Origin of the sequence: Halobacillus trueperi (genome assembly GCF_003386945.1) — a bacterium.
GTDB lineage: Bacteria > Bacillota > Bacilli > Bacillales > Halobacillaceae > Halobacillus > Halobacillus aidingensis.
This window is the reverse complement of sequence record NZ_QUAE01000003.1, coordinates 116,053-142,920: the sequence shown is the minus strand read 5'-3', so window position 1 is coordinate 142,920 and position 26,868 is coordinate 116,053. Positions and strand designations below refer to the sequence as shown.

General features: G+C 44.9%; 22 protein-coding genes. 20 read left to right on the top strand and 2 right to left on the bottom strand.

Annotated elements, in window-relative coordinates:
- Positions 1-26: 26 nt before the first annotated feature.
- The 3 genes from DYE48_RS05565 to DYE48_RS05555 all read left to right on the top strand — a co-directional run bounded on the left by DYE48_RS05565 (position 27) and on the right by DYE48_RS05555 (position 4,006).
- Positions 27-683 carry a hypothetical protein gene (locus DYE48_RS05565; RefSeq protein ID WP_115822761.1) on the top strand — a complete coding sequence of 219 codons (657 nt, stop codon included), beginning with the start codon at positions 27-29 and terminating at the stop codon, positions 681-683.
- Positions 684-940: 257 nt separating this feature from the next.
- A complete protein-coding gene (locus DYE48_RS05560; RefSeq protein ID WP_115822760.1) occupies positions 941-1,780 on the top strand; it encodes an ABC transporter ATP-binding protein in 840 nt (279 codons plus the stop codon).
- Between the two features lie 153 nt (positions 1,781-1,933).
- Entirely contained in the window at positions 1,934-4,006 is a 2,073-nt protein-coding gene (locus DYE48_RS05555; protein ID WP_115822759.1) for a sensor domain-containing diguanylate cyclase, read from the top strand.
- A gap of 31 nt (positions 4,007-4,037) precedes the next feature.
- Here the strand turns inward: DYE48_RS05555 and DYE48_RS05550 are convergent, their stop codons facing one another.
- Positions 4,038-4,688 (bottom strand): haloacid dehalogenase type II, encoded by a 651-nt coding sequence (locus DYE48_RS05550; RefSeq protein ID WP_115822758.1) that lies wholly within the window; start codon positions 4,686-4,688, stop codon positions 4,038-4,040.
- A gap of 75 nt (positions 4,689-4,763) precedes the next feature.
- Between DYE48_RS05550 and DYE48_RS05545 the strand changes: the two genes are divergently transcribed.
- Positions 4,764-5,324 (top strand): metal-dependent hydrolase, encoded by a 561-nt coding sequence (locus DYE48_RS05545; protein WP_115822757.1) that lies wholly within the window; start codon positions 4,764-4,766, stop codon positions 5,322-5,324.
- 103 nt (positions 5,325-5,427) lie between these two features.
- Complete coding sequence (locus DYE48_RS05540) at positions 5,428-6,315, top strand: COX15/CtaA family protein (RefSeq protein WP_115822756.1); 888 nt, start codon at positions 5,428-5,430, stop codon at positions 6,313-6,315.
- 149 nt (positions 6,316-6,464) lie between these two features.
- Here DYE48_RS05540 and DYE48_RS05535 read toward each other — a convergent pair whose 3' ends face one another.
- Positions 6,465-9,668 (bottom strand): DEAD/DEAH box helicase, encoded by a 3,204-nt coding sequence (locus DYE48_RS05535; protein WP_115822755.1) that lies wholly within the window; start codon positions 9,666-9,668, stop codon positions 6,465-6,467.
- Positions 9,669-9,985: 317 nt separating this feature from the next.
- On the opposite strand from DYE48_RS05535, the gene DYE48_RS05530 reads away from it, so the two are divergent.
- From DYE48_RS05530 to glpK, 15 genes are all read left to right on the top strand, one after another.
- Positions 9,986-11,575, top strand: coding sequence for a peptide chain release factor 3 (locus DYE48_RS05530; RefSeq protein WP_115822754.1), 1,590 nt, complete (start codon positions 9,986-9,988; stop codon positions 11,573-11,575).
- 215 nt (positions 11,576-11,790) lie between these two features.
- Positions 11,791-13,770, top strand: a complete 1,980-nt coding sequence (uvrB, locus tag DYE48_RS05525; RefSeq protein ID WP_115822753.1) for an excinuclease ABC subunit UvrB — start codon at positions 11,791-11,793, stop codon at positions 13,768-13,770.
- Positions 13,771-13,777: 7 nt separating this feature from the next.
- Entirely contained in the window at positions 13,778-16,654 is a 2,877-nt protein-coding gene (gene uvrA / locus DYE48_RS05520; RefSeq protein WP_115822752.1) for an excinuclease ABC subunit UvrA, read from the top strand.
- Positions 16,655-16,720: 66 nt separating this feature from the next.
- Positions 16,721-17,092 carry a YojF family protein gene (locus DYE48_RS05515; RefSeq protein WP_115822751.1) on the top strand — a complete coding sequence of 124 codons (372 nt, stop codon included), beginning with the start codon at positions 16,721-16,723 and terminating at the stop codon, positions 17,090-17,092.
- On the top strand, positions 17,085-17,741 hold the full coding sequence (gene bshB2, locus DYE48_RS05510; protein ID WP_115822750.1) for a bacillithiol biosynthesis deacetylase BshB2: 657 nt from the start codon (positions 17,085-17,087) through the stop codon (positions 17,739-17,741). The genes DYE48_RS05515 and bshB2 overlap by 8 nt, the downstream gene beginning before the upstream one ends.
- Before the next feature lie 101 nt (positions 17,742-17,842).
- Positions 17,843-18,874, top strand: a complete 1,032-nt coding sequence (locus DYE48_RS05505; RefSeq protein ID WP_115822749.1) for a DUF4097 family beta strand repeat-containing protein — start codon at positions 17,843-17,845, stop codon at positions 18,872-18,874.
- Between the two features lie 34 nt (positions 18,875-18,908).
- The gene (locus tag DYE48_RS05500; protein ID WP_181898657.1) at positions 18,909-19,262 is read left to right on the top strand and encodes a phage holin family protein; all 354 of its coding nucleotides are present in this window, start codon (positions 18,909-18,911) and stop codon (positions 19,260-19,262) included.
- 692 nt (positions 19,263-19,954) lie between these two features.
- Positions 19,955-20,887, top strand: a complete 933-nt coding sequence (gene hprK, locus DYE48_RS05490; protein WP_089651425.1) for an HPr(Ser) kinase/phosphatase — start codon at positions 19,955-19,957, stop codon at positions 20,885-20,887.
- 15 nt (positions 20,888-20,902) lie between these two features.
- Positions 20,903-21,736, top strand: a complete 834-nt coding sequence (gene lgt / locus DYE48_RS05485) for a prolipoprotein diacylglyceryl transferase (protein ID WP_115822747.1) — start codon at positions 20,903-20,905, stop codon at positions 21,734-21,736.
- 13 nt (positions 21,737-21,749) lie between these two features.
- Positions 21,750-22,706, top strand: a complete 957-nt coding sequence (locus DYE48_RS05480) for a nucleoside recognition domain-containing protein (RefSeq protein ID WP_115822746.1) — start codon at positions 21,750-21,752, stop codon at positions 22,704-22,706.
- Entirely contained in the window at positions 22,681-23,319 is a 639-nt protein-coding gene (gene ppaX, locus DYE48_RS05475; RefSeq protein WP_115822745.1) for a pyrophosphatase PpaX, read from the top strand. Before DYE48_RS05480 ends, ppaX begins: the two co-directional genes overlap by 26 nt.
- 4 nt (positions 23,320-23,323) lie before the next feature.
- Positions 23,324-23,845: an acyltransferase gene (locus DYE48_RS05470; protein ID WP_115822744.1), complete on the top strand. Its 522-nt coding sequence runs from the start codon at positions 23,324-23,326 to the stop codon at positions 23,843-23,845.
- Positions 23,842-24,402 (top strand): glycerol-3-phosphate responsive antiterminator, encoded by a 561-nt coding sequence (locus tag DYE48_RS05465; RefSeq protein WP_115822743.1) that lies wholly within the window; start codon positions 23,842-23,844, stop codon positions 24,400-24,402. Before DYE48_RS05470 ends, DYE48_RS05465 begins: the two co-directional genes overlap by 4 nt.
- Positions 24,403-24,510: 108 nt before the next feature.
- Positions 24,511-25,329, top strand: a complete 819-nt coding sequence (locus tag DYE48_RS05460; RefSeq protein ID WP_115822742.1) for an MIP/aquaporin family protein — start codon at positions 24,511-24,513, stop codon at positions 25,327-25,329.
- Entirely contained in the window at positions 25,326-26,825 is a 1,500-nt protein-coding gene (gene glpK / locus DYE48_RS05455; RefSeq protein ID WP_425269290.1) for a glycerol kinase GlpK, read from the top strand. Before DYE48_RS05460 ends, glpK begins: the two co-directional genes overlap by 4 nt.
- Positions 26,826-26,868 lie beyond the last annotated feature (43 nt).

Here is a 26,868-nt window from a genome sequence, read left to right as displayed (position 1 = left end):
TTCTATTTTTAAAAAGGGGAGAATCCATGCAGATGCTACATATTTTGAATGGTGAAGAAATGAAAAAGGCTTTTCAGCTTAATGGACGTCTGGAGGGGGAGCCGGTGATTCCTTTCAATGAAGCGATGTGTGCCGGTGAGGCCTGTGAAACGATCTTCTCGAAAGAATTTATAAAAACAAGGGCTTTGACTCATGGAGTTTCTGAAGGTGACTACAGACGGATTACCGTAGAAAAACTGGAAGCTGTCTTCCATGAAGGACGAAATCATCTCAAGTTATGGTTTGATGAAGATATGTTCTGTCAGATCAATCTCCTCACATTACTGGGATGGCTCGATCAAATCGGTCACGAAGGGGAAGTTGAGCTCTGTTTAACTACTCAACAGTTTGAACCTCTCACCTCGTATACGCTTCATGTAGCTGGATACCATTCCATGTATAAACAGGTTCTTATAAACCGGACAGTTCCATCCGAAGTTTCTCTCCCTCCGCTCAAAAAGGGCATGGAGTTGTATTTGCATTACAAGAATGCAGATAATGAACTTGTGGGATTCATCAAGGATCACCCTGATTTACCGGAAGAGAAGCTGGTAGTGTTGATGATTGGTACGTTCCGAGCGTATGGGTTAGGGGATGTTCAATATTTACAATTGATCAGGAGTGTACGAGCTTCTAATCAATAATTAGAAAAAGTAACTCCAATCGATGTGTATTTAGCTGTGTTGTCCATAACCGCTCCGTTAATGAGGCTGTAGGTTCTCATTTATTCCTGCCATGCATACACTTTTCACAGTCCAGTGATGAAAATGATTCTCAAATTCATTGACAGAGCGTGTTCAAGCCCATAAACTAGAAGGTAGAGAAAATATATAGAATTCGTGATTTTTCGTGTAGCTCCAACAGCGATAGATTTCGTGAGACATAAAGGAGAGGTCAGATTATGGATACCCTGTTGGCGAATAATTTAACTCTAGGCTATGGAGATTCCATCATCATAGATTCATTGGATATTACGATCCCGAAAGGCAAAGTCACTGTACTCATCGGTGGAAACGGTTGCGGCAAGTCCACTTTGCTTCGTTCGATGGCTCGTCTACTGCGTCCAAAATCAGGGGAAGTTGTGCTGGATAGTGCGGATATTTCCAAAATGCGTACGAAAGATGTGGCGAAGAAGATGGCGATTCTTCCGCAAAGCCCGACAACTCCTGAAGGTCTCAGCGTCTATCAGCTTGTAAAGCAAGGTCGTTATCCTTATCAAGGGTTCGCCAAACGCTGGTCGGACGAAGATGAGAAAGCTGTGACGCGTGCGCTTGAAGATACCAACTTGATGGAGTTGAAAGACAGAACAGTTGATTCTCTGTCCGGTGGGCAGCGTCAACGTGCGTGGATTGCGATGACTCTTGCTCAGGATACAGACATCCTCCTATTGGATGAACCGACCACTTATTTAGATATGACACACCAGATTGACATTCTTGATTTGCTTTTTGATTTGAATCAGGACAATGGACGTACGGTTGTCATGGTGCTTCATGATATTAACCTGGCCTGTCGTTATGCGGATCATATTATCGCAGTGAAAGATAAAACGGTCTTCGCACAAGGGAAGCCGGAGGATGTCGTGACTTGTGACATGATGCAGCATGTATTCGAAATGCTGTGTGATGTCAGAGAGGATCCTCTTTTCGGTACACCGATGTGCATTCCGCATGGAAAAGGCCGCTGTTTAATCAAACAAGCGCAGGCGGAAGCTCAGGCTCAACATAAACAAACGGTATAACTCTCAAAAGCAATGTGCGCTGCACATTGCTTTTTTACATATCTGGAAAGGATTTCTGACTTTTTGGTAGAAAGATACATAGAGAAGCAGGAACCAAACATGATAACATGGTATACATGTGTAAATACGATTATATGATTGAGGGGATAATCCATGGAACGAGTGAAAGAATGGATGGATCAGGGGATCATAACAGGGATTGCTGACCGCATTCCTCATGAACACTTGTTACATATGCTTATGGATGGAATATCCGACTATATCTTTTTTATGGAAGTCGTCGGAGAGAGACGGTTTAAATATGTATATATGAATGAATCTGCCAAAAACCATTCCCCGATCAAAGGAGCGGGATGGGAAGGCAAATACATAGAAGATCTTTTAAGTGAGGAACAAGCAGAAGCTTTAATTGAAGCCTATCAAACAGTTGTTAAGAAAAAAGAAGCCCTCACTTATGAAGATGAAATCATCATAAATGGAACACTTTTCAGAGGACATTCCGTGCTGACTCCTACGATGGACGAATCGGGAGAAGTCACCCACATTATAGCGATTACGAGGAACATTACCGAAGTGATCGAAAAAGAACGCGACCTCAGCCGGATCAATGCCATGTATCGTTCCTTGATGAAGGATACAACCGATGCAATTTTGATTGTCGATACAGCGGGCAATATTTTAGAAGCGAATCGTGCATTAGAAGAGCTGTACGGCTATACGAAAGAAGAAATGCATGCCTCTTCGTTCCCGTTTGTCCCTTCGAACAGAAGAGAAGAAGCGCGCGAGCTTGTTCGTAAAGGGAAGGAAAGAGCGATTGCCGGTTATGAAACGGTCCGCCAAAGAAAAGACGGAACGCTTGTGGATGTTTCGATCAGCGTATCTCCGATTCAGAACGAAGATGGGGAAACAATCGGCATCAGTTCGATAGTAAGAGATATTTCGAGGGATAAGGCCGCTCAAAGGAAGTTGGAAGCGAGCAGATCCCGCTATAGGTCGTTATTTAAACATAACCCGCAGCCAATCTTGACGCTTACTTTCCAGGGGCTGATCAAAAAAGCGAACCCTGCAACGTTGCGTCTCTTGAAAACTGAGAAAGATGCCCTGGTGCAAACGTCTATCGTCGATTGGGTGCCAAAAGAGCAGAGAAGGTGGTTGAGGAAGCAGCTGTTAGAATCCTTTTTCCAAAAAGGTACCCGGTTTGAAACGAGTTTTTGGATGGATGGAGAAGAACGTATTCTACGAGTTTCTCTCGTTCCGATTATTAATGAGGGGCAGAAAGAAGGGATTTATGCGATCCTTGAGGACCGGACGGAACAAGTGAGGGCCCATGAAGCTTTAAGGCAGAGTGAGGAAAAGTTCCGCCTGATTGCCGATCATTCCAATGATTTGATCTCTGTCTTCTCACCAATGGGAGAGTTGGTTTACGCGTCTCCATCACAAAAGAAATTCTTAGGCCGCGCCCCGCATGAGATGTCTTCAGAAGAACTGCTGCAGCAGCTCGAGCCAGATGATTTAAATAACCTTTCCAAGGCATTTAAATGGAGCGAAGAGAGCAAAGAAGCGTTTACGGTTTCCTTAACATTGAAAAGCCAGAATGGAGAGCCTGTGTGGTTTGAATGCAGAGGAACTCCGGTTGTCAGTGAGCAGAATCAGGTCAGCCATTTCGTCATCGTGGCCCGAGATATTTCGGAGCAGAAAAATTATGAAGAAAAGCTTGAGCGTTTTGCTTTTTACGATTATTTGACGGATTTGCCAAACCGGAGGCTGTTTGAAGACCGGGTGGAACAGGCCATCGCGAAGGCTGAACGGTCCGGTGAATCATTCGCCCTCCTTTACTTAGATGGAGATGGGTTCAAGTGCATCAACGATGAATATGGTCATGAAATCGGAGATGAATTTTTGTGCAGTGTCGGGAAGCGGATGAAAGAATGCATCCGTTCGGGGGATTCTGTCGGACGGATCGGTGGGGACGAATTTGCGATTCTATTGGAAGATATTGCGGATCGTGATCAAATCTATGAAGTATCCATGCGCGCGCTCGAGAAATTGAGAGAGCCTTATATCGTCAAAGGAGAGGAAATCCGTTCCTCTTTTTCTATCGGTGTCGCCTGTTATCCGGAAGATGGACGATCATTGGATGACCTGTTCCGGTCAGCCGACCAGGCTCTTTACAGAGGTAAGCGAGATGGGAAAAATCAGGTGCGTCTATACGAGCATCATCGTTAAAAGACGGAGCCCCGGTGGGACTCCGTCTTTTTTAGTCAGGGATTTCATTGAGATTGCTGATGATGTGTGTCGGGTTGATTCCAAGTTCCGGCCACTTTTGCTGTTTTCGGTTCACCCAGGCTGTATGGAACCCGTAGGAAGCTGCTCCCGTAATGTCCCAGGGATTACTCGAAAAGAAAAGGATCTCTTCTTTTTCAAACCCTAATTGTTCATGAGCGTAGCTGTAGGCATTCGGGTGAGGCTTGTAAATCTCGACATCGTCAGCGCTGAGTAGATTAAAGTCTTCTTTCAGCTGATTATTTTCTAAGAGAGGCTCTAACATCGAACGGGTCCCGTTTGAAAAAATGGTAAACGTTTTGTCTTGATGGTTTTGTTTTAACGAAGGGACCTCATCGTAAGGCTGAAGTTGTTCATATTCGTGCATCAGGTCTTCCACAACATCCGGTTTCACATCCACATTACTGTAAGCGAGGGCGTCTAAAAGCGCCCATCTGGTAATGTCGGTGAATGGCTTGTATCCTTGGATCAACTGCCGGACGAGGAAATAGTGAACCTGCCGGCTGCGCCACTCTTCACTTACCTTAGGACCTTGGTCAGGGAAAAATTGATGAATCTTCTTCATGACGCTATGGACGTCAAATAACGTTCCATACGCATCGAAAACGTAAGCTTTATAGGTCATAGTTCAGACTCCTTTCCATTGATTAGGTTCCCCTTGGGGATTAGGGGTAAACAAGAAGTTAGGGGAGGGTGAAAAATGAATACACTGCACCATGGCTACTGGACATTTTTTGCAACTAGAAAACAAAGGTACACCGGCTGGTTTATTTTCGGGAGCCTTTCACCAGATATCGTGTATTATGTCATGTTCATCTATTTAAGTGTAATAAGACAGGCGTGGCAGGTGGTGGACGATGCCGATCCAATGCGATCGTTGTTTGGTTTAGTCCATGATCTGTTTGATCATCCTGTCGTTTTTGTTTTGCGGCATGCGGGTCATTCCCTGCTTGTATGGGGGATCTTTTTTGTCATTGTTTTGATTTGGAAAGGAAGAAGGCTCTCGATGTGGACCGCTTTTTCCTATGGGTGGCTTGGGCATGTGATCCTTGATATTCTTACCCATCATGATGACGCGGTTCCTATGTTTTATCCAATCAGCAGCTATACGTTTAAAAGCCCCGTTTCCTACTGGGATGATGATCATTATGCGAACGTTTTCTCGATGGTCAATACCTTGCTCATTGCGGTCTCTCTCCTCTATTTGCTTATTAAAAAAATCAGGGATAAGCGTCGTTCACAAAAAGTTCATGACTCATGACGGCGCTTTCCTTTCTCTATCATCCAAAATTCGTGATATGATTTACTTAGGAAACAAACAATATTCATGACATCATGATCATAGATAGAGAAAGGGTAAGACGATGAAGAAATTTTCAATTCTAACTACATTCGTTACGTTTCTCGCATTGATCCTCGGAAACCTTGTCGTTGCGACAGATTCAGGGGACGCGTGTGGGACGACGTGGCCGGTCTGTAACGGAAAGATTTTTCCTGATATTACGGACTATCACGTCATTATAGAGTATTCCCACCGTTTGATGGTCCCATTGCTTATCATGCTCACTGCCATCAATGCTGTAGGTGCGATCTATAAATACCGTAAAAACAAATCTGTATTTATTTTAGCCATTCTAAGCTTGGCGCTGCTTATCTTTCAGTCCATCGTTGGCGGGTTAAACGTTCTACTAGGGACACCACCAGGATTTACGACATTCGACGTTACGTTCAGCCAACTATTGTTAATCGTTCTCGTGTTATTGAGTTACAGTTTGCATGAGAAGAAAATCGAGCTGAACCGGACGAGCTGGGCATCGGTATCTATGAGTTATCGTGCTTTTCTGTTGGGTTATATCGCCTATATTGGACAGGTAATTCTCGGTGCATTCTTTAAACACAGCCGCGCGAGCAATGTCATGATGGACATTCCAGCGATGGAGTACTTGATTACAAGCGAATCTGTTGCGAATGCCGTGTATTCTTTGCACTGGGTAGCGACCTTTGTTGTCATTGTCGCAGCGATTTGGTTCGTCATCTATGCTTCAAGGTTCAAATACCATATCGCGCTGTCCTGGGCTTATTTGATCTCTCTTCTGCTGAATGCAGTGGTAGGATTTATTATTGTCGTTACAGGAAACGTCGTGCTCGCTTCATCGATGCATATGCTCATTTCTACGGTGACGATGGTCATCGGCGCTTGCATCCTTGGTGGATACTGGTTCAAACTGCAAAAGAAAACAATGAAAGTATAAGAAGAAAGCTGCCAACTCGGCAGCTTTCTTTTTTAGGTTTTATGGAAATTTCTGTATGACCTGGTCTGGAACTTTGTTCCAGACCAGGTCATACAGAAAATACCAATTAATTAAGAGCAAAAGAAAAAGAGCCGTTTGGTAACGGCTCTTTATTGGAAGAGTTGCTTGATTTCTTCTTCGCTTAGGGAAGTAAGCATCGATTCTCCCGGTTGAATGATTTGGTCGACGAGATCGCGTTTCTTCTGTTGGAGCTGGTAAATGCGCTCTTCAATCGTGCCTTCTGATATCATCCGGATGACTTGTACGACTTTTTCTTGCCCGATGCGGTGAGCACGGCCAGCCGCCTGTTCTTCGATGGCCGGGTTCCACCAGAGGTCGTAAAGGATGACGGTGTCCGCACCTGTGAGGTTCAGACCCGTTCCTCCTGCTTTCAAGGAGATGAAGAACGCGTCTTTTTCCCCTTCGTTGAAAGCTTCGACCATTTCCATGCGTTTTTCTGACTTTGTACTGCCATCTAGATAAAAAGCCTGTAACCCTTCTTTGGCAAGTTCATCGTGCATTTTGGTCAGCATGCTTGAAAACTGAGAAAAGATCAGCAGTCTGTGTCCGCCTTCTTTCAGCTCCCGAGTCAGTTCTTTCAACTGTTCAAGCTTTCCAGACTGCCCCTCGTAGTTTTCAAGGAACAACCCGGGGTGGCAGCAAATTTGCCGCAGTCTCGTAAGTCCGGCGAGAATTTCGAGTTTGCCTCGCTGTATGCCTTTGGTTGCAATTGTTTCCTGAATATCGTTTTGAATTCTTTCCAAGTAGGCGAGGTACACTTCTTTCTGTTCCCGTGTCAGCTCTGAATACTGGACGGTATCAATTTTATCTGGCAACTCATCGAGCACTTCTGTTTTCATCCTGCGCAAAATGAACGGACGCGTCATCAGAGAGATCTTCTCCGGTTTTAATTGCATAAACTTTTTCTTGCTCGTGAAAAATCCCGGCATGATGGTACGGAATAGCGACCATAGTTCCTGCAGGGAATTTTCAATCGGTGTACCACTTAAGGCGAAACGGTGTCTCGATTTGATTGATCGAACAGCAACAGCTGTTTTCGTCGTTTCATTTTTTATCGCTTGCGATTCATCGAGGACCATCGCGTGAAATTTTTGCTCTTCATAGGAAGTGATGTCCTGTCTGAGCAATGGATAAGATGTAATCCAAATATCTTTTTCTGCTGCTTCGCTCAGCGCTTCCTGTCTTGCCATTGGATCCCCCGTCAAAATCTGTACTGACAATTGTGGTGCGAATTTTTCAAGTTCTTTTTTCCAGTTGTATACAAGAGAAGCTGGAGCGATGATGATGGCTGGGTCTGTCATGTTCCCTTTCAACTTCTCATCTAACAAGAAAGTGATCGTTTGGATGGTTTTCCCTAACCCCATATCATCAGCAAGCACCCCGCCTAAGCCATAGTGGCTGAGCATCTTCATCCAGCGAAAGCCGGTCAGTTGGTATGGTCGTAAGTCCGCCTGCAGACCTTCTGGAGGGTCAATTTCAAAGGATTGAGGTGATTTCAGGCGATCGACAAGCTCTTGGAAAAGTTGATTTCTCTCTGCATCATTCGGATTCAGGGCATCTTCCACTTGCAAGCTTCGGGCTGTCGAGACTTGGAAATGGTTGTCTTCTAAATCTTTTGTGCTCAAGTCAAGATCATCAACGAGCTTTTGAAAACGATCGAAGGATTCGCTCGTCAAAGCCATGAGTGCTCCGTCGGATAAACGGTAATACTTTTTCCGTTCAATGACGGCTTTAAGAGCTTCTGTCACATCGTTATCACTTATTCCATCGATCGTAAAGTTGATATCGAGCCAATTGCCGTCGCTCTCCAGCTCGACCGATGTCTGCAGTTCGAGTGGTCGATCTTCCACTAGGGAACGGACGGAAGAGGAAAGATAGACGTCACTGTGCTCTTTCAACTTAGGCAAGTAGTGATAAAGGAATTGATCCAGCTTGTCCTCGTCCTCGATGTAGACCATCTCTCCATCAAACTTGAATTCGGCAAGCTCAATGATCTGCATGATTTCCTGCTCTGTCTGTCGATCCCGTCTTACAATTGTTTGATTGCTCAATGGCTGCTCATTGAACGGATCGATCGACAAGTCACCATATTGAAACTTCACATCAACCGTGAGTGTCCAGTGTTGAAAATCCAAGTAGGTTTTTGCAACGAGTGATTCTTGCACAATTTTTTCTTGAGCGGAGCGATCAAGCTGTACATCTGCAATGGTCTCAAGCTCAGGAAGAACATACGATACAATCCCTTCCATATCATTGTGGCTTACCGTGTGGTTTCCATTCGAATTGTATGGAAGGATGGTGTAAAGCGTTTGAAGGACCTCTTCCTGCTGAGCATCGACAGGATAAAAGCTGCCTTGTTTATAGAGAAGGTGGTAATCCGACAGGTAATCGTAATCTTTCAAATGATTCATGTGCATATGAAAGTGACCTCGTTCTTCCGAAACGTAAAAAGAAAGGTTCGGGAACTCCTCTTCGAACCGGACGAGTCCCACGTTTTCCCCTCGCTCTATCACCTCTGCCTGCTGCTTTTCTAAAAGCGGAAGCAGTTGAGTAGCAAGCGTTGGAGAAACTTTTAATACTTTCGGTTCGGTTGAATTCCACTGTTGTTCATAAAATTGCTCTTGTTCGTAAGCGAGCTGTAATAGTCTTAAAATCTCCTTGTCTTCAGTAGAAAAGGAGTGTTCTGCCGGATCGTACGTGAACTTTTTTGTAATGCGGTATGCCTGATCTTTTCGGATATGATCAAGCAGGTCACGAATGTTTTTAATGACATAGGGATAGTTTTCCCCGAGCTTCAGCTCCAAGCCGAGGCTTTTTGAGCCGAGAATCGATTGTAGGTGAAGGTAATATTGGATTTGAAGAGGTTTCTTCAAGTCCTGTGCCCCTCGATTTTCCTGACGCTGTCTGAAGGCTTCGAACAAGCTGACAGCAAACATCCGGTCCTGGTTCGTCAAACCGGACTGCGATTTGCGTCCTTTTTCTGCTAGTTTCGGCGCCAGCTCTTCTAACGTTTTTTCACGGATGGCGATCAGGACAGCCGCAATATGCTTACACTTGTAGTAGGTGGCATAAGCTGGACACTCACACGTTGCCTCCACATCTTCGTCCTCAAAAAAGAAAACACGGACTTCATAGTCGTGTGTACCTGCAACGACTGCCCGCCATGAACGAATCGCGCTATTATGAGAAAGGCCGTACACTTTCCCCCGGTCGAAATATTGCTTTCCACGTGTGTAAAAAGCTTGACCAGTGATTTTCTTTATATCGTTCGGTTGTAATAAGTAACTCTGCATAACTGGCATCCTTACTATCGTTTTTATCCCATTATAACAGGTTTGAACACCTAAAGAGAATGAGAGGGGTTTAGGAAGATGTGTATGACCAGGTCATCCATATTCTGGATGACCTGGTACACCAATATCTGGAAGGTGTTCGTTTTTGTGATTGATTTTACATGTGGGTTATGCTAACTTTCAAAGTATAATCAAAAAATTCGACGAAGGCGCTTGAGTGTGTGAGCGCTTTTTTTATGGAGTGAATCTGCCAATGTAAAACGTATATCCTACCCATCCTAATGCATTGAAATTCTTAATAAACGGAGGATATCACGATGAGTCAAATACAAAACGAAATGAAAAAGCGCCGTACGTTTGCTATTATCTCCCACCCGGACGCCGGTAAAACAACAATGACGGAGAAAATGCTATTATTCGGAAACTTGATCCGATCTGCAGGTACGGTCAAAGGGAAAAAGTCTGGTAAGTTTGCAACATCTGATTGGATGGAAATTGAGAAGCAGCGTGGAATTTCTGTTACGTCCAGTGTGATGAACTTCCCTTACAAAGATTATCAAGTGAATATTTTGGATACACCCGGACACGAAGACTTCAGTGAAGACACGTACCGTACATTGACGGCTGTCGACAGTGTTGTCATGGTCATCGATGGAACAAAAGGGATTGAGGCGCAGACGCTCAAGCTGTTTAAAGTTTGTAAAATGCGCGGCATCCCGATTTTCACTTTTATCAACAAAATGGACCGTGAAGGCCGTGAGCCGTTGGAATTGATGGAAGAAATCGAAGAAACGTTGAATATTGAAACCTATCCAATGACATGGCCGGCAGGGATGGGCAAGCGCTTCTTAGGCGTTTTCGATCGTGAAAATGAGCAATTCGTTCATTACACAGGAAACGAGGAAGAAGAATACATTCCTTACAGCGAGCTTGATCAGCACCCTGAATTGACGGAAAATGCCACGTTCCAAGAATCGGAAGAAGAAATGGAAATGGTTGCTGAAGCTGGGGATACGTTTGATATGGAAAAAGTGATGCGCGGAGATCAGACGCCTGTCTTTTTCGGAAGTGCTCTCGCCCCATTCGGAGTGGAAACTTTCTTCAATTCATTCATTGATATGGCACCTGAGCCGGCGCCGAGAAAATCGACAGAAGGTATCGTTTCTCCAGATCATGAAGAGTTCTCTGGTTTCATCTTTAAGATTCAGGCGAACATGAATCCACAGCACCGCGACCGGATCGCTTTTGTAAGAATCTGCTCAGGAAAATTTGAACGTGGAATGAACGTTACGCTTTCCCGTACAGGAAAAACGTTCAAGCTGGCACAGTCCCAGCAATTCGTGGCTTCTTCCCGAGGAACCGTAGAGGAAGGGTATGCCGGGGATATTATCGGAATCTATGATCCGAACGTCTACCGAATTGGGGATACCATCGTGACCGGAAAGTCCAATTTCGAGTACGATGAACTTCCACAATTCCCTCCTGAATTATTTAAGAAAGTAACAGCGAAGAACGTCATGAAATCCAAGCAGTTCCGAAAAGGGTTGGAACAGCTTGTGCAGGAAGGCGCCATTCAGTTGTTCAAACGCTATCGATTCGAAGATTATATCATCGGAGCGGTTGGTGAGCTTCAATACGAAGTCTTTGAATATCGCATGAAGAACGAGTACAACGTGGACATTGAATTGACTCCTCTAGGCGAGCGCATCCCTCGCTGGTTGAAAGAAGATCAGGTGGATGAGTCGCTGTTTGATGAGCGAAACATGCTCGCAGAAGATCGAGAAGGCAATCCGCTTGTCCTCTTTAAAAACGACTTCTCTCTACGTTGGTTCAAAGATAAAAATCCAGACATCGAGCTGACCGATCTGTTCGAAGTCAACGAATACAACCAAACGCTGAATTCCTAATAAACGAAGCACTTTGCAATCTGCAAAGTGCTTTTTTTATCGTTGAAAATGGGATAAACTGGATGACCTGGTGTGGAATTTTATTCCACACCAGGTCATCCAGTAATTGACAGTTAACACTCAGATGCGAATGTTTGTTCGTTCGATGTTAGAATGGTAAACTGTTGTGGTAAACTAAAAAGTACGAGTATAGACAATGAACGGAGGTTTTCGTCGTGGAGGAGAAGTTTGAATTAGTTTCACAGTATTCACCTCAAGGGGATCAACCGCGAGCGATTGAGGAACTTGTTCAAGGGATTGAACGAGGAGATAAGCATCAGACATTGCTCGGGGCCACAGGTACAGGGAAGACATTTACGATGTCCAATGTCATTGAGCGAGTGAATAAACCGACACTGATCATCGCCCATAACAAAACGCTTGCTGGACAGTTATATAGTGAGTTCAAAGAGTTTTTCCCGAACAATGCTGTCGAGTATTTTGTTAGTTATTATGACTATTATCAGCCAGAAGCTTATGTGCCTTCATCAGATACCTTTATCGAAAAAGATGCGAGCATCAATGATGAGATTGATAAATTGCGTCACTCAGCTACCTCTGCCCTGTTTGAGCGGAACGATGTCATCATCGTTGCTAGTGTTTCTTGTATCTATGGTCTCGGTTCTCCCGACGAATACCGCAGCCAGGTGCTTTCTATTCGAACGGGAATGGAAAAAGACCGCGATGAGTTATTGAGAAACCTTGTAGATATCCAGTATGCGAGAAATGATATCGACTTTCAGCGCGGGACGTTCCGAGTACGTGGGGATTCCGTTGAAATCATCCCCGCATCAAGAGAGGAACATGCGATGCGGGTGGAATTTTTTGGAGATGAAATCGACCGCATTCGTGAAGTCGACGTACTTACGGGTGAAGTTGTCGGAGATCGAGACCACGTAGCGATTTTCCCTGCTTCACACTTCGTCACGCGTGAAGAAAAGCTGAAAAAAGCGATTAAAAATATAGAAAAAGAGTTAGAAGTCCGTCTAAAGGAATTGCGTGACCAAGATAAATTGCTGGAAGCCCAGCGGCTTGAACAACGGACAAATTACGATCTGGAAATGATGAACGAGATGGGCTTTTGTTCTGGAATCGAGAACTATTCGAGACACCTGACTTTCAGAGAAGAAGGCGCAACACCTTACACCTTGCTTGATTATTTTCCAGACGATTTCCTTATGATGGTGGATGAGTCTCACGTTACGCTTCCTCAAGTGAGGGGAATGTATAACGGGGACCGAGCGCGAAAACAAGTACTGGTGGACCATGGTTTCCGACTGCCTTCAGCAATGGATAACCGGCCGCTCATGTTTCCTGAATTTGAAGAACATATCAATCAGATTGCTTATGTTTCTGCGACCCCGGGTCCTTATGAAATTGAACATACACCGAAAATGATTGAACAGATCATTCGACCGACAGGGTTACTGGATCCTGAAATTGACGTCCGCCCAATACATGGTCAAATTGATGACCTTGTAGGGGAAATCAATAAACGGAAAGATAAGAACGAACGTGTCCTCGTGACGACATTAACGAAGAAGATGTCTGAGGATCTGACCGATTACCTTAAAGACCTGGGAGTCAAGGTTGCTTATTTACACTCGGAAATTAAGACACTGGAACGTATTGAGATCATCCGTGATTTAAGGGTCGGTAAATACGATGTTATTGTCGGAATCAACTTGCTTCGTGAAGGACTGGACATTCCCGAAGTCTCCCTCGTCACTATTTTGGATGCGGACAAGGAAGGTTTCTTGCGCTCCGACCGCTCCCTCATCCAAACGATTGGTCGAGCGGCACGTAATGAAAACGGCCGAGTGATTATGTATGCGGATAAGATGACAAAATCCATGCAGTTTGCGATTGATGAAACGTACAGACGTCGTGAAAAACAAATCGCTTATAACGAAAAGCATGGCGTCACACCGAAAACGATCAAGAAGGAAGTACGTGACGTGATTAAAGCGACGAACGTTGCCGAAGACGAAGCTGGATATGATACAGGTAAGAAGCCTTCAGAAATGACGAAGAAAGAACGTCTAGAAATGATCGATAATTTGGAAACCGAAATGAAACAAGCCGCACGCGATCTCGATTTCGAACGGGCAGCCGAACTGCGTGATGTGCTGTTGGAATTAAAAGCGGAGGGATGAAAAGAGTATGGCCAGTAAACATATCAGTATTAGAGGAGCACGTGCTCACAATTTAAAAAATATCGATATCGACATCCCGAAAAACAAACTGGTCGTCATGACCGGTTTGTCCGGTTCAGGGAAGTCTTCTTTGGCCTTCGATACGATTTATGCGGAAGGACAAAGACGCTACGTTGAATCACTAAGTGCCTATGCACGACAATTTTTAGGTCAGATGGACAAACCTGATGTGGATTCCATAGAAGGCCTGTCCCCTGCGATCTCCATTGATCAGAAAACAACTAGCCGTAACCCACGATCAACTGTAGGTACGGTAACGGAAATTTATGATTACCTTCGTCTGTTGTTCGCCCGCATCGGTCGTCCGACTTGTCCGAAGCACGGAGTGGAAATCAGTTCACAAACGGTTCAGCAGATGGTCGACCGTGTGATGGAATATCCGGAAAGGACGAAGCTTCAAATTCTTGCGCCTGTTGTGTCTGGTAGAAAAGGTGAACACGCCAAAGTCTTTGAACAGCTCCAGAAGGAAGGGTATATCCGCCTTCGAGTCGATGGGGAAATGCGCGAAATTTCCGAGGAAATAAATCTCGAGAAAAATAAAAAGCACTCGATTGAGGTCGTCATCGATCGAATCGTCGTAAAAGAAGGCGTGGAAGGCAGACTTTCTGACTCTATTGAAACAGCTCTTAAACTTGGTGGCGGGCACACGATTGTGGACGTTATAGGTGAAGAAGAGTTGATGTTCAGTGAACACCACGCATGTCCAATCTGTGGTTTTTCCGTTAGTGAATTAGAGCCGAGAATGTTCTCATTCAACAGCCCTTATGGAGCTTGTAACCGATGTGACGGGTTAGGCACACAGCTTGAAGTTGACATCGACCTTGTCATCCCGGATTGGAGTCGCTCCTTGAACGAACATGCGATTGCTGCCTGGGAACCGCAGAGTTCTCAATACTATCCGCAGCTTTTGAAAAGTGTTTCCGATCATTACGGAATCGATATGAATAAACCGTTCCGTGACCTGCCGGAAGAACATAAAGAGAAAGTGCTTTATGGAAGTGGTGAGGACAAAATCTACTTCCGCTATGAAAATGATTTTGGAAAAGTACGGGAAAACGATATTTTCTTCGAGGGCGTCATTCCAAACATTTCTCGCCGTTACCGTGAAACGAGCTCTGATTACATTCGTGAACAGATGGAAAAGTACATGGCTCAAAAACCGTGTCCGAAATGTAAAGGAAACCGATTGAATGAAGAAGCGCTGGCGGTTTTGATCGATGGAAAGCATATCGGCATCACAACCGATTATTCCGTGACTGAAGCGAAGGAGTTCTTCGAGGCCCTTGAGTTGACAGAAAAAGAAGAAACGATCGCCCGTATGATTCTTAAAGAAATTTGCGAACGTCTCAGTTTCCTAGCGAACGTAGGTCTGGATTATTTAACCCTCTCGCGTTCGGCAGGGACACTATCCGGTGGTGAGGCCCAGCGTATTCGACTGGCGACCCAAATCGGTTCAGCCCTTACTGGTGTCTTATATGTGCTCGATGAGCCTTCAATTGGTCTTCACCAGCGGGACAATGACCGTTTGATTAATACTTTGAAGCGAATGCGTGATCTTGATAATACGTTGATTGTCGTCGAGCATGATGAAGATACGATGCTGGCGGCGGACTACTTGATCGACATCGGACCAGGAGCAGGCGCTCACGGAGGAGATATCGTCACTCAAGGAACACCAAAACAAGTGATGAAAAGCCGTAAATCCTTGACGGGTCAATATCTTTCAGGCAAAAAGTTCATTCCTCTTCCAGCCGAACGTCGGAAGGCGGATGACCGTTTCTTGAAAATTAAAGGGGCGGAAGAAAACAACCTTAAAAGAGTAGATGCAGAGATTCCGCTCGGAGTCTTCACAGCCGTGACAGGAGTTTCCGGCTCCGGTAAGAGTACACTTATTAACGAGATTTTGTATAAGTCCCTTTCTATGAAGCTTCACAATGGAAAACAAAAACCCGGAAAGCACAAAACGATCGAAGGGATGGAACATCTGGATAAAGTGATTGACATCGATCAATCTCCAATCGGCCGTACGCCACGTTCCAACCCGGCTACTTACACGGGTGTGTTTGATGATATTCGTGATGTTTTCGCACAAACGAATGAAGCGAAAATCAGAGGATATAAAAAAGGCCGGTTCAGTTTCAATGTGAAAGGTGGTCGCTGTGAGGCTTGCCGTGGGGATGGAATCATTAAAATTGAAATGCACTTCCTGCCAGACGTTTATGTCCCTTGTGAAGTTTGTGATGGGAAAAGGTATAACCGTGAAACATTGGAAGTGAAGTATAAAGGCAAGAGCATCGCTGATGTATTAGGCATGACGATTGAAGAAGCGCTTGATTTCTTTGCGAACATTCCTAAGATTAAGCGAAAGCTTCAAACGGTTGCCGACGTAGGACTGGAATATATTAAACTCGGTCAGCCCGCCACTACCCTGTCGGGAGGAGAAGCTCAGCGGGTGAAGCTCGCAAGTGAACTCCACCGTCGATCGAATGGAAAGTCCTTTTATATCCTGGATGAGCCGACAACCGGTCTGCATGTCGATGACATTTCAAGATTATTGAAAGTGTTGCAAAGACTTGTAGATAACGGTGATTCCGTATTGATCATTGAGCATAACCTTGATGTCATCAAAGAAGCCGACCACATCATTGACCTCGGACCAGAAGGTGGAGAAAACGGGGGAAGAATTATTGCAAGCGGCACTCCTGAGCATGTATCGGATCAGGAAATTTCTTATACGGGACGTTATTTGAAACCTGTTCTAGAACGAGACAGGGCACGGATGGATAAGAAAATGAATGCGCGTGAAAAAGTAGGGAACAAGTAGATGTTTTGACGCTTGTCTCTAAATTGAGTATCGTTAAACAAGAATCGTTTGACGGGAGGAATACTAGTGGATGCCATTCAACAAAAAGTTGTTCAAGAAAAGATTGATCAACTAGCGAATAGAGAAGTGTATGTACACTTAGAAACAACAAACGGAGCTTATGCTAGCCACTTTGATGAAAATGCCTACAACGTCGGAGCTTTCATCCGAAATGCGCAAGTCTCTTATCAACACGGGAAAATTGTCAGTACCGGAGGATCATACCGTGTAGGTCTGAAACTGGACTTGGGCTGGGTATATGCCGAAGGATTGACGGATTACGAAATTGATGAGAAGAATCGGTTGCTCATGGCAGGTCATGACCGTGAAGGCCGTTTGATGGTTGCTCTTGAAATCAGCGAAACACCTTTTTCACATGAGGCGGATCCTGATGAGTAAAGAAAGAGTGGTTGTCATTTTCCCTCATCCGGATGATGAATCGTTCGGAGCGTCTGGAACAATTTCTAAATTCCGTGATGAAGGCGTACCGGTCACCTATCTATGCGGTACGCTCGGGGAGATGGGCCGAAACATGGGCAACCCTGTATTCGCTAATCGCGAAACGCTCTCCTCTTTTCGAAAAAAGGAGCTTGCTGAAGCAGCGAAACAGTTGGATATAGATGTTGAAATGCTTGGCTACAGGGATAAAACATTAGAGTTTGAACCCCGACAGCAAGTGGCTGAGCACCTGAAGAAACGTATTGAATCATTAGGAGCTACCATTATCATTACTCACTATCCTGGATATGCTGTTCATCCGGATCATGACGCGCTTGGTGCAGCCGTGATCAAGGCTGTGGAAAACATGCCAGAGGAGAACCGCCCTCAAGTGTGGATGCATGCCATTTCCAATCAGTCGGAACAAGATTTAGGGAAGCCTGAGATCATTACGGATGTACGACCTTACTGGGAAAGAAAATTGGCGGCCATCAAAGCTCATCTCTCCCAGGCCGACGGGATGATGAGTTTGATTGAAGGTCATGATCAGGCATCTGAACAATTAGAGCGGTTGAAAACGGAACGCTTTTACACGTACAACTTTCAATGAAACCTTACACCTGAGAAACGCACCAAGTTTTCTCAGGTGTTTTTTAGTTTTTGAATCCTTTAGATAGGGAAAAACGTAAGAGATGAAAAGGAGCTGATGTTATGAATGAAGAACGTATGAAAATTCTACAAATGATCGAAAAAGGCACCATCTCTGCAGAAGAAGGCGCGAAACTATTGGAAGCTGTAGAAGAACCTTCTCCCAAAGATTCAGAGCAACGCGAGAAGTCTAAATACGGCCTGAGAAATTTCCTGGATGACGCTATGGAAAAAATTAAAAATGCAGATTTCGATTTGTCTTTTGGGGAATACGTCGAATTCAGTGATGATACGGTTCTTCCGAAAGAGGAATTTCATGATGCCGACCTTTCTATCTCCAACGGTTCTTTAAAACTCCATACTTGGGACCAGGAGGATGTGAAAGCTTCCTATCAGGTTAAAGTCTATCAAGTGGAAACAGAAGAAGAGGCGCGAACAAGGTTTCATGATGAATCACAAATGGAGATTAAAAATGGTCTCCTTCGCATCGCAAGCCCATCTAAAAAGATGAAAATGAATGTGGATTTATACATTCCGAATAAAAAATACGAATTCATTAAATCACAATTAACGAATGGAAATCTTGACCTTGAGAATATCAAGAGTGATCATTTTCAGATGAAAACATCAAATGGAGCTGTTAAAGCGAAGCAGCTCTCTGGAATGACATGTAAAATACAAACCGGCAACGGAGCGGTCGAGCTACAGGGGGGCACTTTTGATGAGTGTGAAACAGACACAATCAATGGAGCCATTACACTTTCAGGAGATATTGGAAAAGCGGATGCTTCTACGGTCAGTAGCGGTATAGCGGTTGATTATAGCGGATCAAAAGCGCACACAGGTTTTTATAAGACGACGACTGGAAAAATACAAGTATCTCTTCCTACAGAAAAGAAAGTTGATGGGGTCTTGAGAACGAAATTCGGTCAAATTCAATGTGAATTGGAGAATTACAAGATCTTAAAAGACCGAAAAGATGTTACTAACAAGATGTTGGAATTCGAAGCGTACGAACAATTTGAAAATGCATATCATATAGAAGCAGAGACGAAGACGGGTTCTGTCACCGTACAACCTCCTGTCCAGCTCTGAGAAGAGAACGATTTATGAAAGGCAGGCTGAAATTATGAAGAATTGGTTAATCCATATCGTCGTCAACGCCATCGCCATTATTGCGGTCGGAGCACTCTTTGATTCCGTAATGATTGACGGCGTTGGAGGCGCATTGCTCGCGGCACTGATTTTATCGATCCTCAATGCCATCGTAAGGCCGGTCTTAGTGATCCTCACTTTACCGATTACGATCCTATCGCTCGGTCTATTCCTATTCATCATCAACGCCATTACCTTATGGCTGACGGATGCTTTCCTAGGAAGTACTTTTGAAATTGATGGCTTCGGCATGACCATCATCGCCGCCATTATCATATCCCTGATCAACCTTGTGTTGAACAGCTTATTCAAGGATATGAAAAAATAACCCCCCGTACCGTATGAGCCCGCTCATACGGTGTTTTTTTGTTCTCTTTCTTCCACTAAAGCTCCCGATTGTGGAAGGCTCCGTTTCGGGGTGTTTCCGGGGCTCGTTGCCTGGTTGGGCGTTAGGGGTGGCTGGGAAGCAACTCGCTTTCCTGTGGGGGAGCGCCGAGCTTCCTCGGACTACGCCCTGCGGGATCTCGCCTGTCTCCTTCTCCCACGGGAGTCTCGCAGCTTCCCAACCACCCCATTCGATATAGGTGCGTAACGAACCCCTTTACGCGCTTTATGCTTCTAACAGTCGGAGAGTGGAAGACAAATCCAACTTGGTAATTCCATCAAGCTGAATGGCTGTTTTTAGAGAAGTGGTTTCGAGGCACAAATTAGGCAAAGGGGCGGAGGGGGATGAGGAGACTCCTGTGGGAAAAAAGTGCTTGGTGAGACCCCGCAGGACGCAGTCCGAGGAGGCTCACCGCGCTCCCACGGAAAGCGAGTCATCCCCCGCAGCCCCCATCCACTCCACAAAAGTCTCGAAACTGAGTCTTCAAGAATCCTGCCAGATTGTTTAATAACTCCCTACGATAGGGGGGGATTTGTTAATTGGAAATACTGGTAAAAAACCTCCCTATCCAAGATTTATTGAAAACATGCTACAATAGGGGACAGTGATTGATGAAAGAGGAGGTTGATGGACAAATGAGCAAGGTCCGTACACAAGATTTGTTAGAACAATTTGCGCTTGAACTCGTTGCCGGTGCTGACGGCGTCCACCGTGAAATACATATGAGTGATATTTCTCGTCCTGGAGTAGAAATGACAGGGTATTTCAAATTTTATCCGAAAGATCGTCTACAGCTGCTCGGCAAGACAGAACTCTCTTACTTTAATGAACTGACGAAAGATCAGAGGAGAGAGAGAGCGGAAAAACTTTGTACAGATGTAACACCTGGAATCGTTATTACCCGGGGAATGGATATTCCTGATGAGCTTTATGAAGCTGCCAATGACGCGGGCGTTCCGCTGATGTTGTCGCCATATAAAACGACAAGAGTGATTAGCCGCCTGACGAATTATCTGGAATCCAAGTTTGCTCCGTTTACGGCTATCCATGGTGTGCTTGTCGACATTTATGGTATCGGTGTTTTGATTACGGGCCAAAGTGGTGTCGGTAAAAGTGAGACGGCCCTAGAGCTGGTTAAGCGAGGGCATCGTCTTGTGGCTGATGATAGTGTTGAAATTCGACAGGAGGATTATGACACGTTAATCGGAAACAGCCCTCCGCTTATTGAACACCTTTTGGAAATTCGTGGACTAGGCATTATTAATGTGATGACATTATTCGGTGCGGGAGCTGTTCGAAGTTACAAACGGATCACGCTCGTCATCAACCTTGAATTATGGGAAAAGAACAAACAATACGACCGTCTTGGTTTAGAAGAAGAAACGATGAAGATCATGGATGTTCAAGTTCCGAAAGCAACGATTCCTGTTCGTCCTGGTCGGAACCTTGCTGTCATTATAGAAGTTGCTGCTATGAACTTCCGTTTGAAGCGTATGGGCGTCAATGCTGCTGAAGAGTTTTCAGAGCGTTTGACGAAAGTTATCGACCAAGATCAAACGCAGGAGTAAAGGAGGAAACCACTAATGATGTGTACACCTGAACCGTTGAATCCGGTCTTCCTCCAGTTCGGTCCACTTTCGATATACTGGTATGGCTTAATTATTGCCACAGGAGCTTTTCTTGGACTATGGATTGCAACGCGAGAGACCGAACGTCTCGGTTTGAAAAAAGACTACATGGTCGATATCGTCGTATTTGCGATTCCGGCAGCCATCGTGTGTGCCAGACTTTATTATGTCATTTTTGAATGGGATCGTTATGCTGGTGGGCCATGGTGGAAAGTTTTTGCCGTGTGGGAAGGCGGGATCGCCATTCACGGTGCACTGATTGGCTCAGTGTTGACTGCTTATATTTATACGAAAATTAAAGGATTGTCCTTCTGGATGATGGCGGACATTGCTGCACCAAGTATTATTCTCGGGCAGGCGATTGGTCGCTGGGGAAACTTTATGAACCAGGAAGCACACGGCGGCCCGGTATCCGAATCTTTTTATAATAACTTTATGCAGTATTTACCCGGGTTTATCAATCAGCAAATGTGCATTGATGGTACGGTCTATCACCCGACCTTTTTATATGAATCTGTGTGGAATATCATCGGATTTATATTGCTGTTAGTTTTGCGTCATAAATTTAATCCTCGCCGCGGAGAAGTGTTCTTAAGCTATGTGATTTGGTATTCTGTTGGTCGTTTCTTTGTAGAAGGTATGAGGACAGACAGCCTTTATCTCTTTGGTGAGATTCGTACGGCACAATTTATCTCCATCGTGCTTGTCGTTGGAGCGGTCATTGCGATCATTTACCGGAGAAAGAATGGTATGGCGAATAAATATTATAACGGAAAGAAAGTAAAATAAGGGAGCAGGTAGCATGAAGGGGATTTTAAAACGCGGAAGTAAAAAGGGATTGGCATTGACGTGGACGCTCGGAAAAGTCATTTTTCCCGTAACGTTAATTGTCACGATTCTTCAATACACGCCGGTCCTCCCATGGGTGATGGAGAAACTGGAACCTTTGATGGGATGGATCGGACTATCCGGTGAAGCTGCTGTTCCTCTTGTTTTAGGTAACTTTTTAAACCTTTATGCGGGCATTGCGGCGATCATCTCTTTCGAATTCACGGTAAAAGAAGTGTTCATTCTTGCCGTGATGCTTTCCTTTTCCCATAACTTACTGATCGAATCGACGGTTGCTAAAAGGGTAGGTGTGAGCTGGTGGTTTGTAGCCGGCGTCCGGTTGGGTCTCGCATTGGTCTCGGCTGCCCTCATCAACGTTTTTTGGAAAGGCGGAGGCGAAACAGCGAAATATGGCTTTGCGCCTGAGAAGACAGCCGATCCGAATGGATGGACAGAGATCATTTTTCAGGGCGTGCAAACCGCCTTCATGGGGATCGTGCAGCTTGCATTGATTGTCATCCCTTTGATGATTTTCATGCAGTATCTACGTGAAAAAGGATGGCTTGACCGTTTTTCAGGCTGGGTAGCTCCTGCAACTAGGTTTCTCGGAATGGAACGCAACACATCGATGACCCTTGTCGCAGGACTGACGATTGGGCTCGCATACGGTGCAGGCTTGATGATTCAGGCAGTGGAAGAGGACGGCGTTTCAAGGAAAGATATGTATTTAGCCATTCTCTTCCTCGTCTCCTGTCACGCGGTCGTTGAGGATACGCTGATCTTTATTCCGCTCGGTATTCCGGTTTGGCCATTGCTTTTGATTCGTCTATTGACGGCGATTGTGTTAACGGCTGCCGTCGGCTTCGTTTGGAACAGACTACAACAGAAAAGAAAGGATCCTTCCAATGAGCATACGTACCATTCTCTTTGATTTAGATGGGACGTTGATCGATACGAATGAATTGATCATCGCTTCTTTTACCCATACGATTAAACAATATTCTGATCGCTCTTATGAGCGTGCAGAGATTCTCGACTTTATCGGTCCTCCTTTAAAGGAGAGCCTGCACAAAGTGAACCCTGACAAAGTGGAGGAAATGGTCGAGACGTACCGTAAACATAACATTGAAAACCACAACCGTTACGTGAAAGCCTATGAGGGCGTGGTGGAAACGATTGAAACACTGAAAGAGCAAGGATATAAATTAGGTATTGTGACGACGAAAATGAGGAATACCGTTCATATGGGTCTTCAACTGACAAATCTGGATGGACTATTTGAAACGGTCGTCACGCTTGATGATGTTACAAATGCGAAGCCACACCCTGAACCGATTGTGAAGGCTTTGAACCACTTGGATTCGCAAGCTTCTGAGGCGATGATGGTCGGAGACAACACGCACGATATCGAAGCAGGGCAGAATGCAGGAACGAAAACAGCCGGGGTCGCCTGGACGGTTAAAGGAAGAAAAGTACTCGACGACTTGAACCCTGATTACATGCTTGATAATATGCGTGACCTATTAAAAATTACAGGAGGATGACTGTATGAGGAAAACGGAACGCCACCCGGTCAAAGGAGCCAATTCACTTTGGCACATATATAAGACGGTCCCGTTTTTCAAAGTGGTCAAAAACTTCATCGTTATTCAAATGGCCCGGTACACCCCGTTTCTTTCTATGAAGAATTGGTTGTACCGGACTTTTCTCCATATGAAGGTGGGCGATCAAACGGCTTTTGCCTTGATGGTCATGGTGGATATTATGTTTCCCGAAAAAATCAAGGTAGGGCGGAATTCGGTCATTGGTTACAATACAACGATTCTCGCTCATGAATATTTAATCGAAGAGTACCGTCTAGGAAATGTTGTGATCGGGGATGAGGTTTTGATAGGAGCGAACACAACGATTCTTCCTGGTGTAACAATCGGTGACCACGCCGTTGTCTCTGCTGGTACTTTGGTGCATAAAGATGTGCCTGATGGTGCATTCGTAGGAGGAAACCCTATGCAGCTCATCTATACGAAAGAACAGATGGAAGAACGGAGAAGGAACGGGGGAGAAAAATGACTTTGACCCAGTCGGTTCTGCCTGCAGTAAAAAAAATCAAAGAATTTGAAGCCTTGTTAGAAAGTGAAACGGATTATATCATCCTTTTGGAGAGCCGATTAGGTCTCTTAAGAAAACTCGTCAAGATCGGACAAAAGGCTGGTAAAAAAATATTTGTCCATGTAGACTTAATTCAAGGTTTGAAAGCGGATGATTATGGCATGGAATACATAGGGCAGGAAGTGAAGCCTGATGGTGTCATTTCAACGAGAGCTCATGTTATTCATCAAGCAAAAAAGTATCATCTTGTTTCTGTCCAGCGATTGTTTTTAATCGACAGCCAGGCGATTGAACATAATGTGAAGATCATTAAAAAAACTGAGCCGGACTTTGTTGAAGTTTTACCGGGCGTATTACCGGGAATGATAAAAGAGATCAAGGAGCATATCGGCATTCCTGTCATTGCTGGAGGCTTGATTCGTTCAAAGCAAGAAGTTGAGCAAGCGCTTGCCTCGGGTGCTTCTGCAGTCTCTACTTCACGTTCTGAATTATGGCATTTTAACAGCGAGAATACATAATCACCTTTCGTGAAGAGGCTGACGGATTATCCACACAATGATTAGATCAAACTAATGTTGTGTGGTTTTTTGTACGTCAATCGTGGTACACAGAAAGGAGATCGCATCATGACTGAATTCATGGGTGAGCTGATTGGCACCATGATCCTCATTATTTTCGGGGGAGGCGTCATCGCAGGTGCTAATTTAAAAGCAACAAAAGCAGAAGGGAACTGGGTGCTGATTACCATTGCCTGGGGACTTGCCGTAGCGATGGGTGTCTACGCTGTAGGGAGAGTGACAGGTGCTCATATCAACCCTGCCGTTACACTCGGACTTGCAACGGTCGGTGATTTTCCTTGGAGCAAAGTTCCGATGTATATTACCGCGCAGATGGCGGGTGCATTCTTAGGAGCTGTCATCGTTTTCTTTCACTATCTTCCTCACTGGAAGGATACAGAAGATCAGTTGGCGATCAAGTCGATTTTCTGTACAGACCCTGCCATCCGCAGTCCGATTTCAAATCTTGTCAGTGAGATCATCGGAACATTTGTATTAGTCATGGGAATCTTGTTTATCGGCGCTAATGATTTTACCCAGGGATTGAACCCTCTTATTGTCGGTTTGCTGATTGTGGCGATCGGGATGTCCCTTGGTGCGACAACGGGTTATGCAATCAACCCAGCCCGTGATTTAGGTCCTCGATTAGCTCATGCTTTGTTACCAATTCCAGGAAAAGGGGACTCGGATTGGGGATACTCCTGGATCCCTGTTTTCGGCCCGGTGATCGGCGGCATCTATGGCGGGTTATTTTATCAAGCCATTTTCGAAACGAATGCAAATGGCTGGTTTTGGATTGGCACCATCATCATTTTACTTATTTTACTTTCCTCCATGCGTGTGGAGCTGAAAAAAGTGCAGAAATCTGAAAAAGGAGTGGAATCATGAAACAATACATTTTATCGATTGATCAGGGTACAACAAGTTCAAGAGCGATTTTGTTCAACCATGAAGGGCAGATTGTAGAAACCGCTCAAAAAGAATTCGAGCAGCATTTTCCAAAACCAGGTTGGGTAGAACATGATGCGAACGAAATTTGGACCTCTGTTCTTGCGTGTATTGCGGATGTATTAAGAAAATCAGATGTTGAAGCGAGTCAGGTCGCAGGCATTGGAATTACAAACCAACGTGAAACCACAGTCGTTTGGGACAAAAATACGGGCAAACCGATTTATAAAGCGATTGTCTGGCAGTCCCGTCAAACGCAGAGCATCTGTAATGAATTGAAAAAACAAGGTTTGGAAGATACATTCAGAGATAAAACAGGTCTCTTACTCGATCCATACTTTGCAGGAACAAAGGTGAAATGGATTTTAGATAATGTTGACGGAGCGAAAGAAAAAGCGAAAAACGGAGACCTCATGTTCGGAACGATTGATACTTGGCTTGTCTATAAGCTTTCTGGACAAAAAACACATGTGACAGACTATTCCAATGCATCCCGTACATTGATGTACAATATCCATGACTTGAAGTGGGATGACGAACTACTCGATATCCTGGATGTACCGAAAAGCATGTTGCCGGAAGTGAAGCCTTCGTCAGAGGTGTATGCGAATACTGTGGATTATCATTTCTACGGAAAAGAAGTCCCGATTGCCGGAATTGCCGGTGATCAGCAGGCGGCTCTTTTCGGACAAGCATGTTTTGAAAAAGGGATGGGCAAAAACACGTACGGAACCGGTGGATTTATGTTGTTGAATACTGGAGAAGAAGCGGTCAAATCCGAGCATGGACTGTTGACGACGCTTGCCTGGGGCATTGATGGAAAAGTCGAATATGCCTTGGAAGGAAGCATCTTTGTGTCAGGTTCTGCCATCCAATGGCTTCGTGACGGTTTGAACATGGTTGAATCTTCCCCACAGAGTGAAGAAATCGCCGGGCAGGTGAAATCTACGGACGGTGTCTACGTCGTACCTGCCTTCGTCGGTCTTGGCACGCCTTATTGGGACAGCGAAGCTCGTGGGGCTGTCTTCGGTCTGACGCGTGGAACGACCAAAGCTCACTTTGTACGAGCTACGCTTGAATCTCTTGCGTATCAGACGAAAGATGTCGTGGATGCGATGATCGAAGATTCAGGCATTGAAGTGAAAAAACTTCGTGTCGATGGAGGTGCCGTTAAAAACAACCTCTTGATGCAGTTCCAAAGTGATTTGCTTGATGTGACGGTTGAGCGACCGGAGGTTAACGAAACAACGGCTCTTGGTGCGGCTTACCTTGCCGGTCTTGCAGTAGGTTTCTGGGAAAATCGACAGGAAATCGCGAATCAATGGAAAGTGGAAAGAGAATTCGAGCCGAGTATGAATGAGGAGAAAAGTAAGAAACTATACAAAGGCTGGCAAAAAGCTGTGGAAGCAACAAGGGTGTTCAAACAAGAAGAATAAATCCTTGAAAACATCTCCCTCTCTGATATAATAGAACTACAAG

Excerpts from the sequence above, each read along its gene's own strand:
- DYE48_RS05565 (WP_115822761.1), top strand. The coding sequence starts at position 27 with ATGCAGATGCTACATATTTTGAATGGTGAAGAAATGAAAAAGGCTTTT.
- DYE48_RS05560 (WP_115822760.1), top strand. The coding sequence starts at position 941 with ATGGATACCCTGTTGGCGAATAATTTAACTCTAGGCTATGGAGATTCC.
- DYE48_RS05555 (WP_115822759.1), top strand. The coding sequence starts at position 1,934 with ATGGAACGAGTGAAAGAATGGATGGATCAGGGGATCATAACAGGGATT.
- DYE48_RS05550 (WP_115822758.1), bottom strand. The coding sequence starts at position 4,688 with ATGACCTATAAAGCTTACGTTTTCGATGCGTATGGAACGTTATTTGAC.
- DYE48_RS05545 (WP_115822757.1), top strand. The coding sequence starts at position 4,764 with ATGAATACACTGCACCATGGCTACTGGACATTTTTTGCAACTAGAAAA.
- DYE48_RS05540 (WP_115822756.1), top strand. The coding sequence starts at position 5,428 with ATGAAGAAATTTTCAATTCTAACTACATTCGTTACGTTTCTCGCATTG.
- DYE48_RS05535 (WP_115822755.1), bottom strand. The coding sequence starts at position 9,668 with ATGCAGAGTTACTTATTACAACCGAACGATATAAAGAAAATCACTGGT.
- DYE48_RS05530 (WP_115822754.1), top strand. The coding sequence starts at position 9,986 with ATGAGTCAAATACAAAACGAAATGAAAAAGCGCCGTACGTTTGCTATT.
- uvrA (WP_115822752.1), top strand. The coding sequence starts at position 13,778 with ATGGCCAGTAAACATATCAGTATTAGAGGAGCACGTGCTCACAATTTA.
- bshB2 (WP_115822750.1), top strand. The coding sequence starts at position 17,085 with ATGAGTAAAGAAAGAGTGGTTGTCATTTTCCCTCATCCGGATGATGAA.
- DYE48_RS05505 (WP_115822749.1), top strand. The coding sequence starts at position 17,843 with ATGAATGAAGAACGTATGAAAATTCTACAAATGATCGAAAAAGGCACC.
- DYE48_RS05500 (WP_181898657.1), top strand. The coding sequence starts at position 18,909 with ATGAAGAATTGGTTAATCCATATCGTCGTCAACGCCATCGCCATTATT.
- hprK (WP_089651425.1), top strand. The coding sequence starts at position 19,955 with ATGAGCAAGGTCCGTACACAAGATTTGTTAGAACAATTTGCGCTTGAA.
- lgt (WP_115822747.1), top strand. The coding sequence starts at position 20,903 with ATGATGTGTACACCTGAACCGTTGAATCCGGTCTTCCTCCAGTTCGGT.
- DYE48_RS05480 (WP_115822746.1), top strand. The coding sequence starts at position 21,750 with ATGAAGGGGATTTTAAAACGCGGAAGTAAAAAGGGATTGGCATTGACG.
- ppaX (WP_115822745.1), top strand. The coding sequence starts at position 22,681 with ATGAGCATACGTACCATTCTCTTTGATTTAGATGGGACGTTGATCGAT.
- DYE48_RS05470 (WP_115822744.1), top strand. The coding sequence starts at position 23,324 with ATGAGGAAAACGGAACGCCACCCGGTCAAAGGAGCCAATTCACTTTGG.
- DYE48_RS05465 (WP_115822743.1), top strand. The coding sequence starts at position 23,842 with ATGACTTTGACCCAGTCGGTTCTGCCTGCAGTAAAAAAAATCAAAGAA.
- DYE48_RS05460 (WP_115822742.1), top strand. The coding sequence starts at position 24,511 with ATGACTGAATTCATGGGTGAGCTGATTGGCACCATGATCCTCATTATT.
- glpK (WP_425269290.1), top strand. The coding sequence starts at position 25,326 with ATGAAACAATACATTTTATCGATTGATCAGGGTACAACAAGTTCAAGA.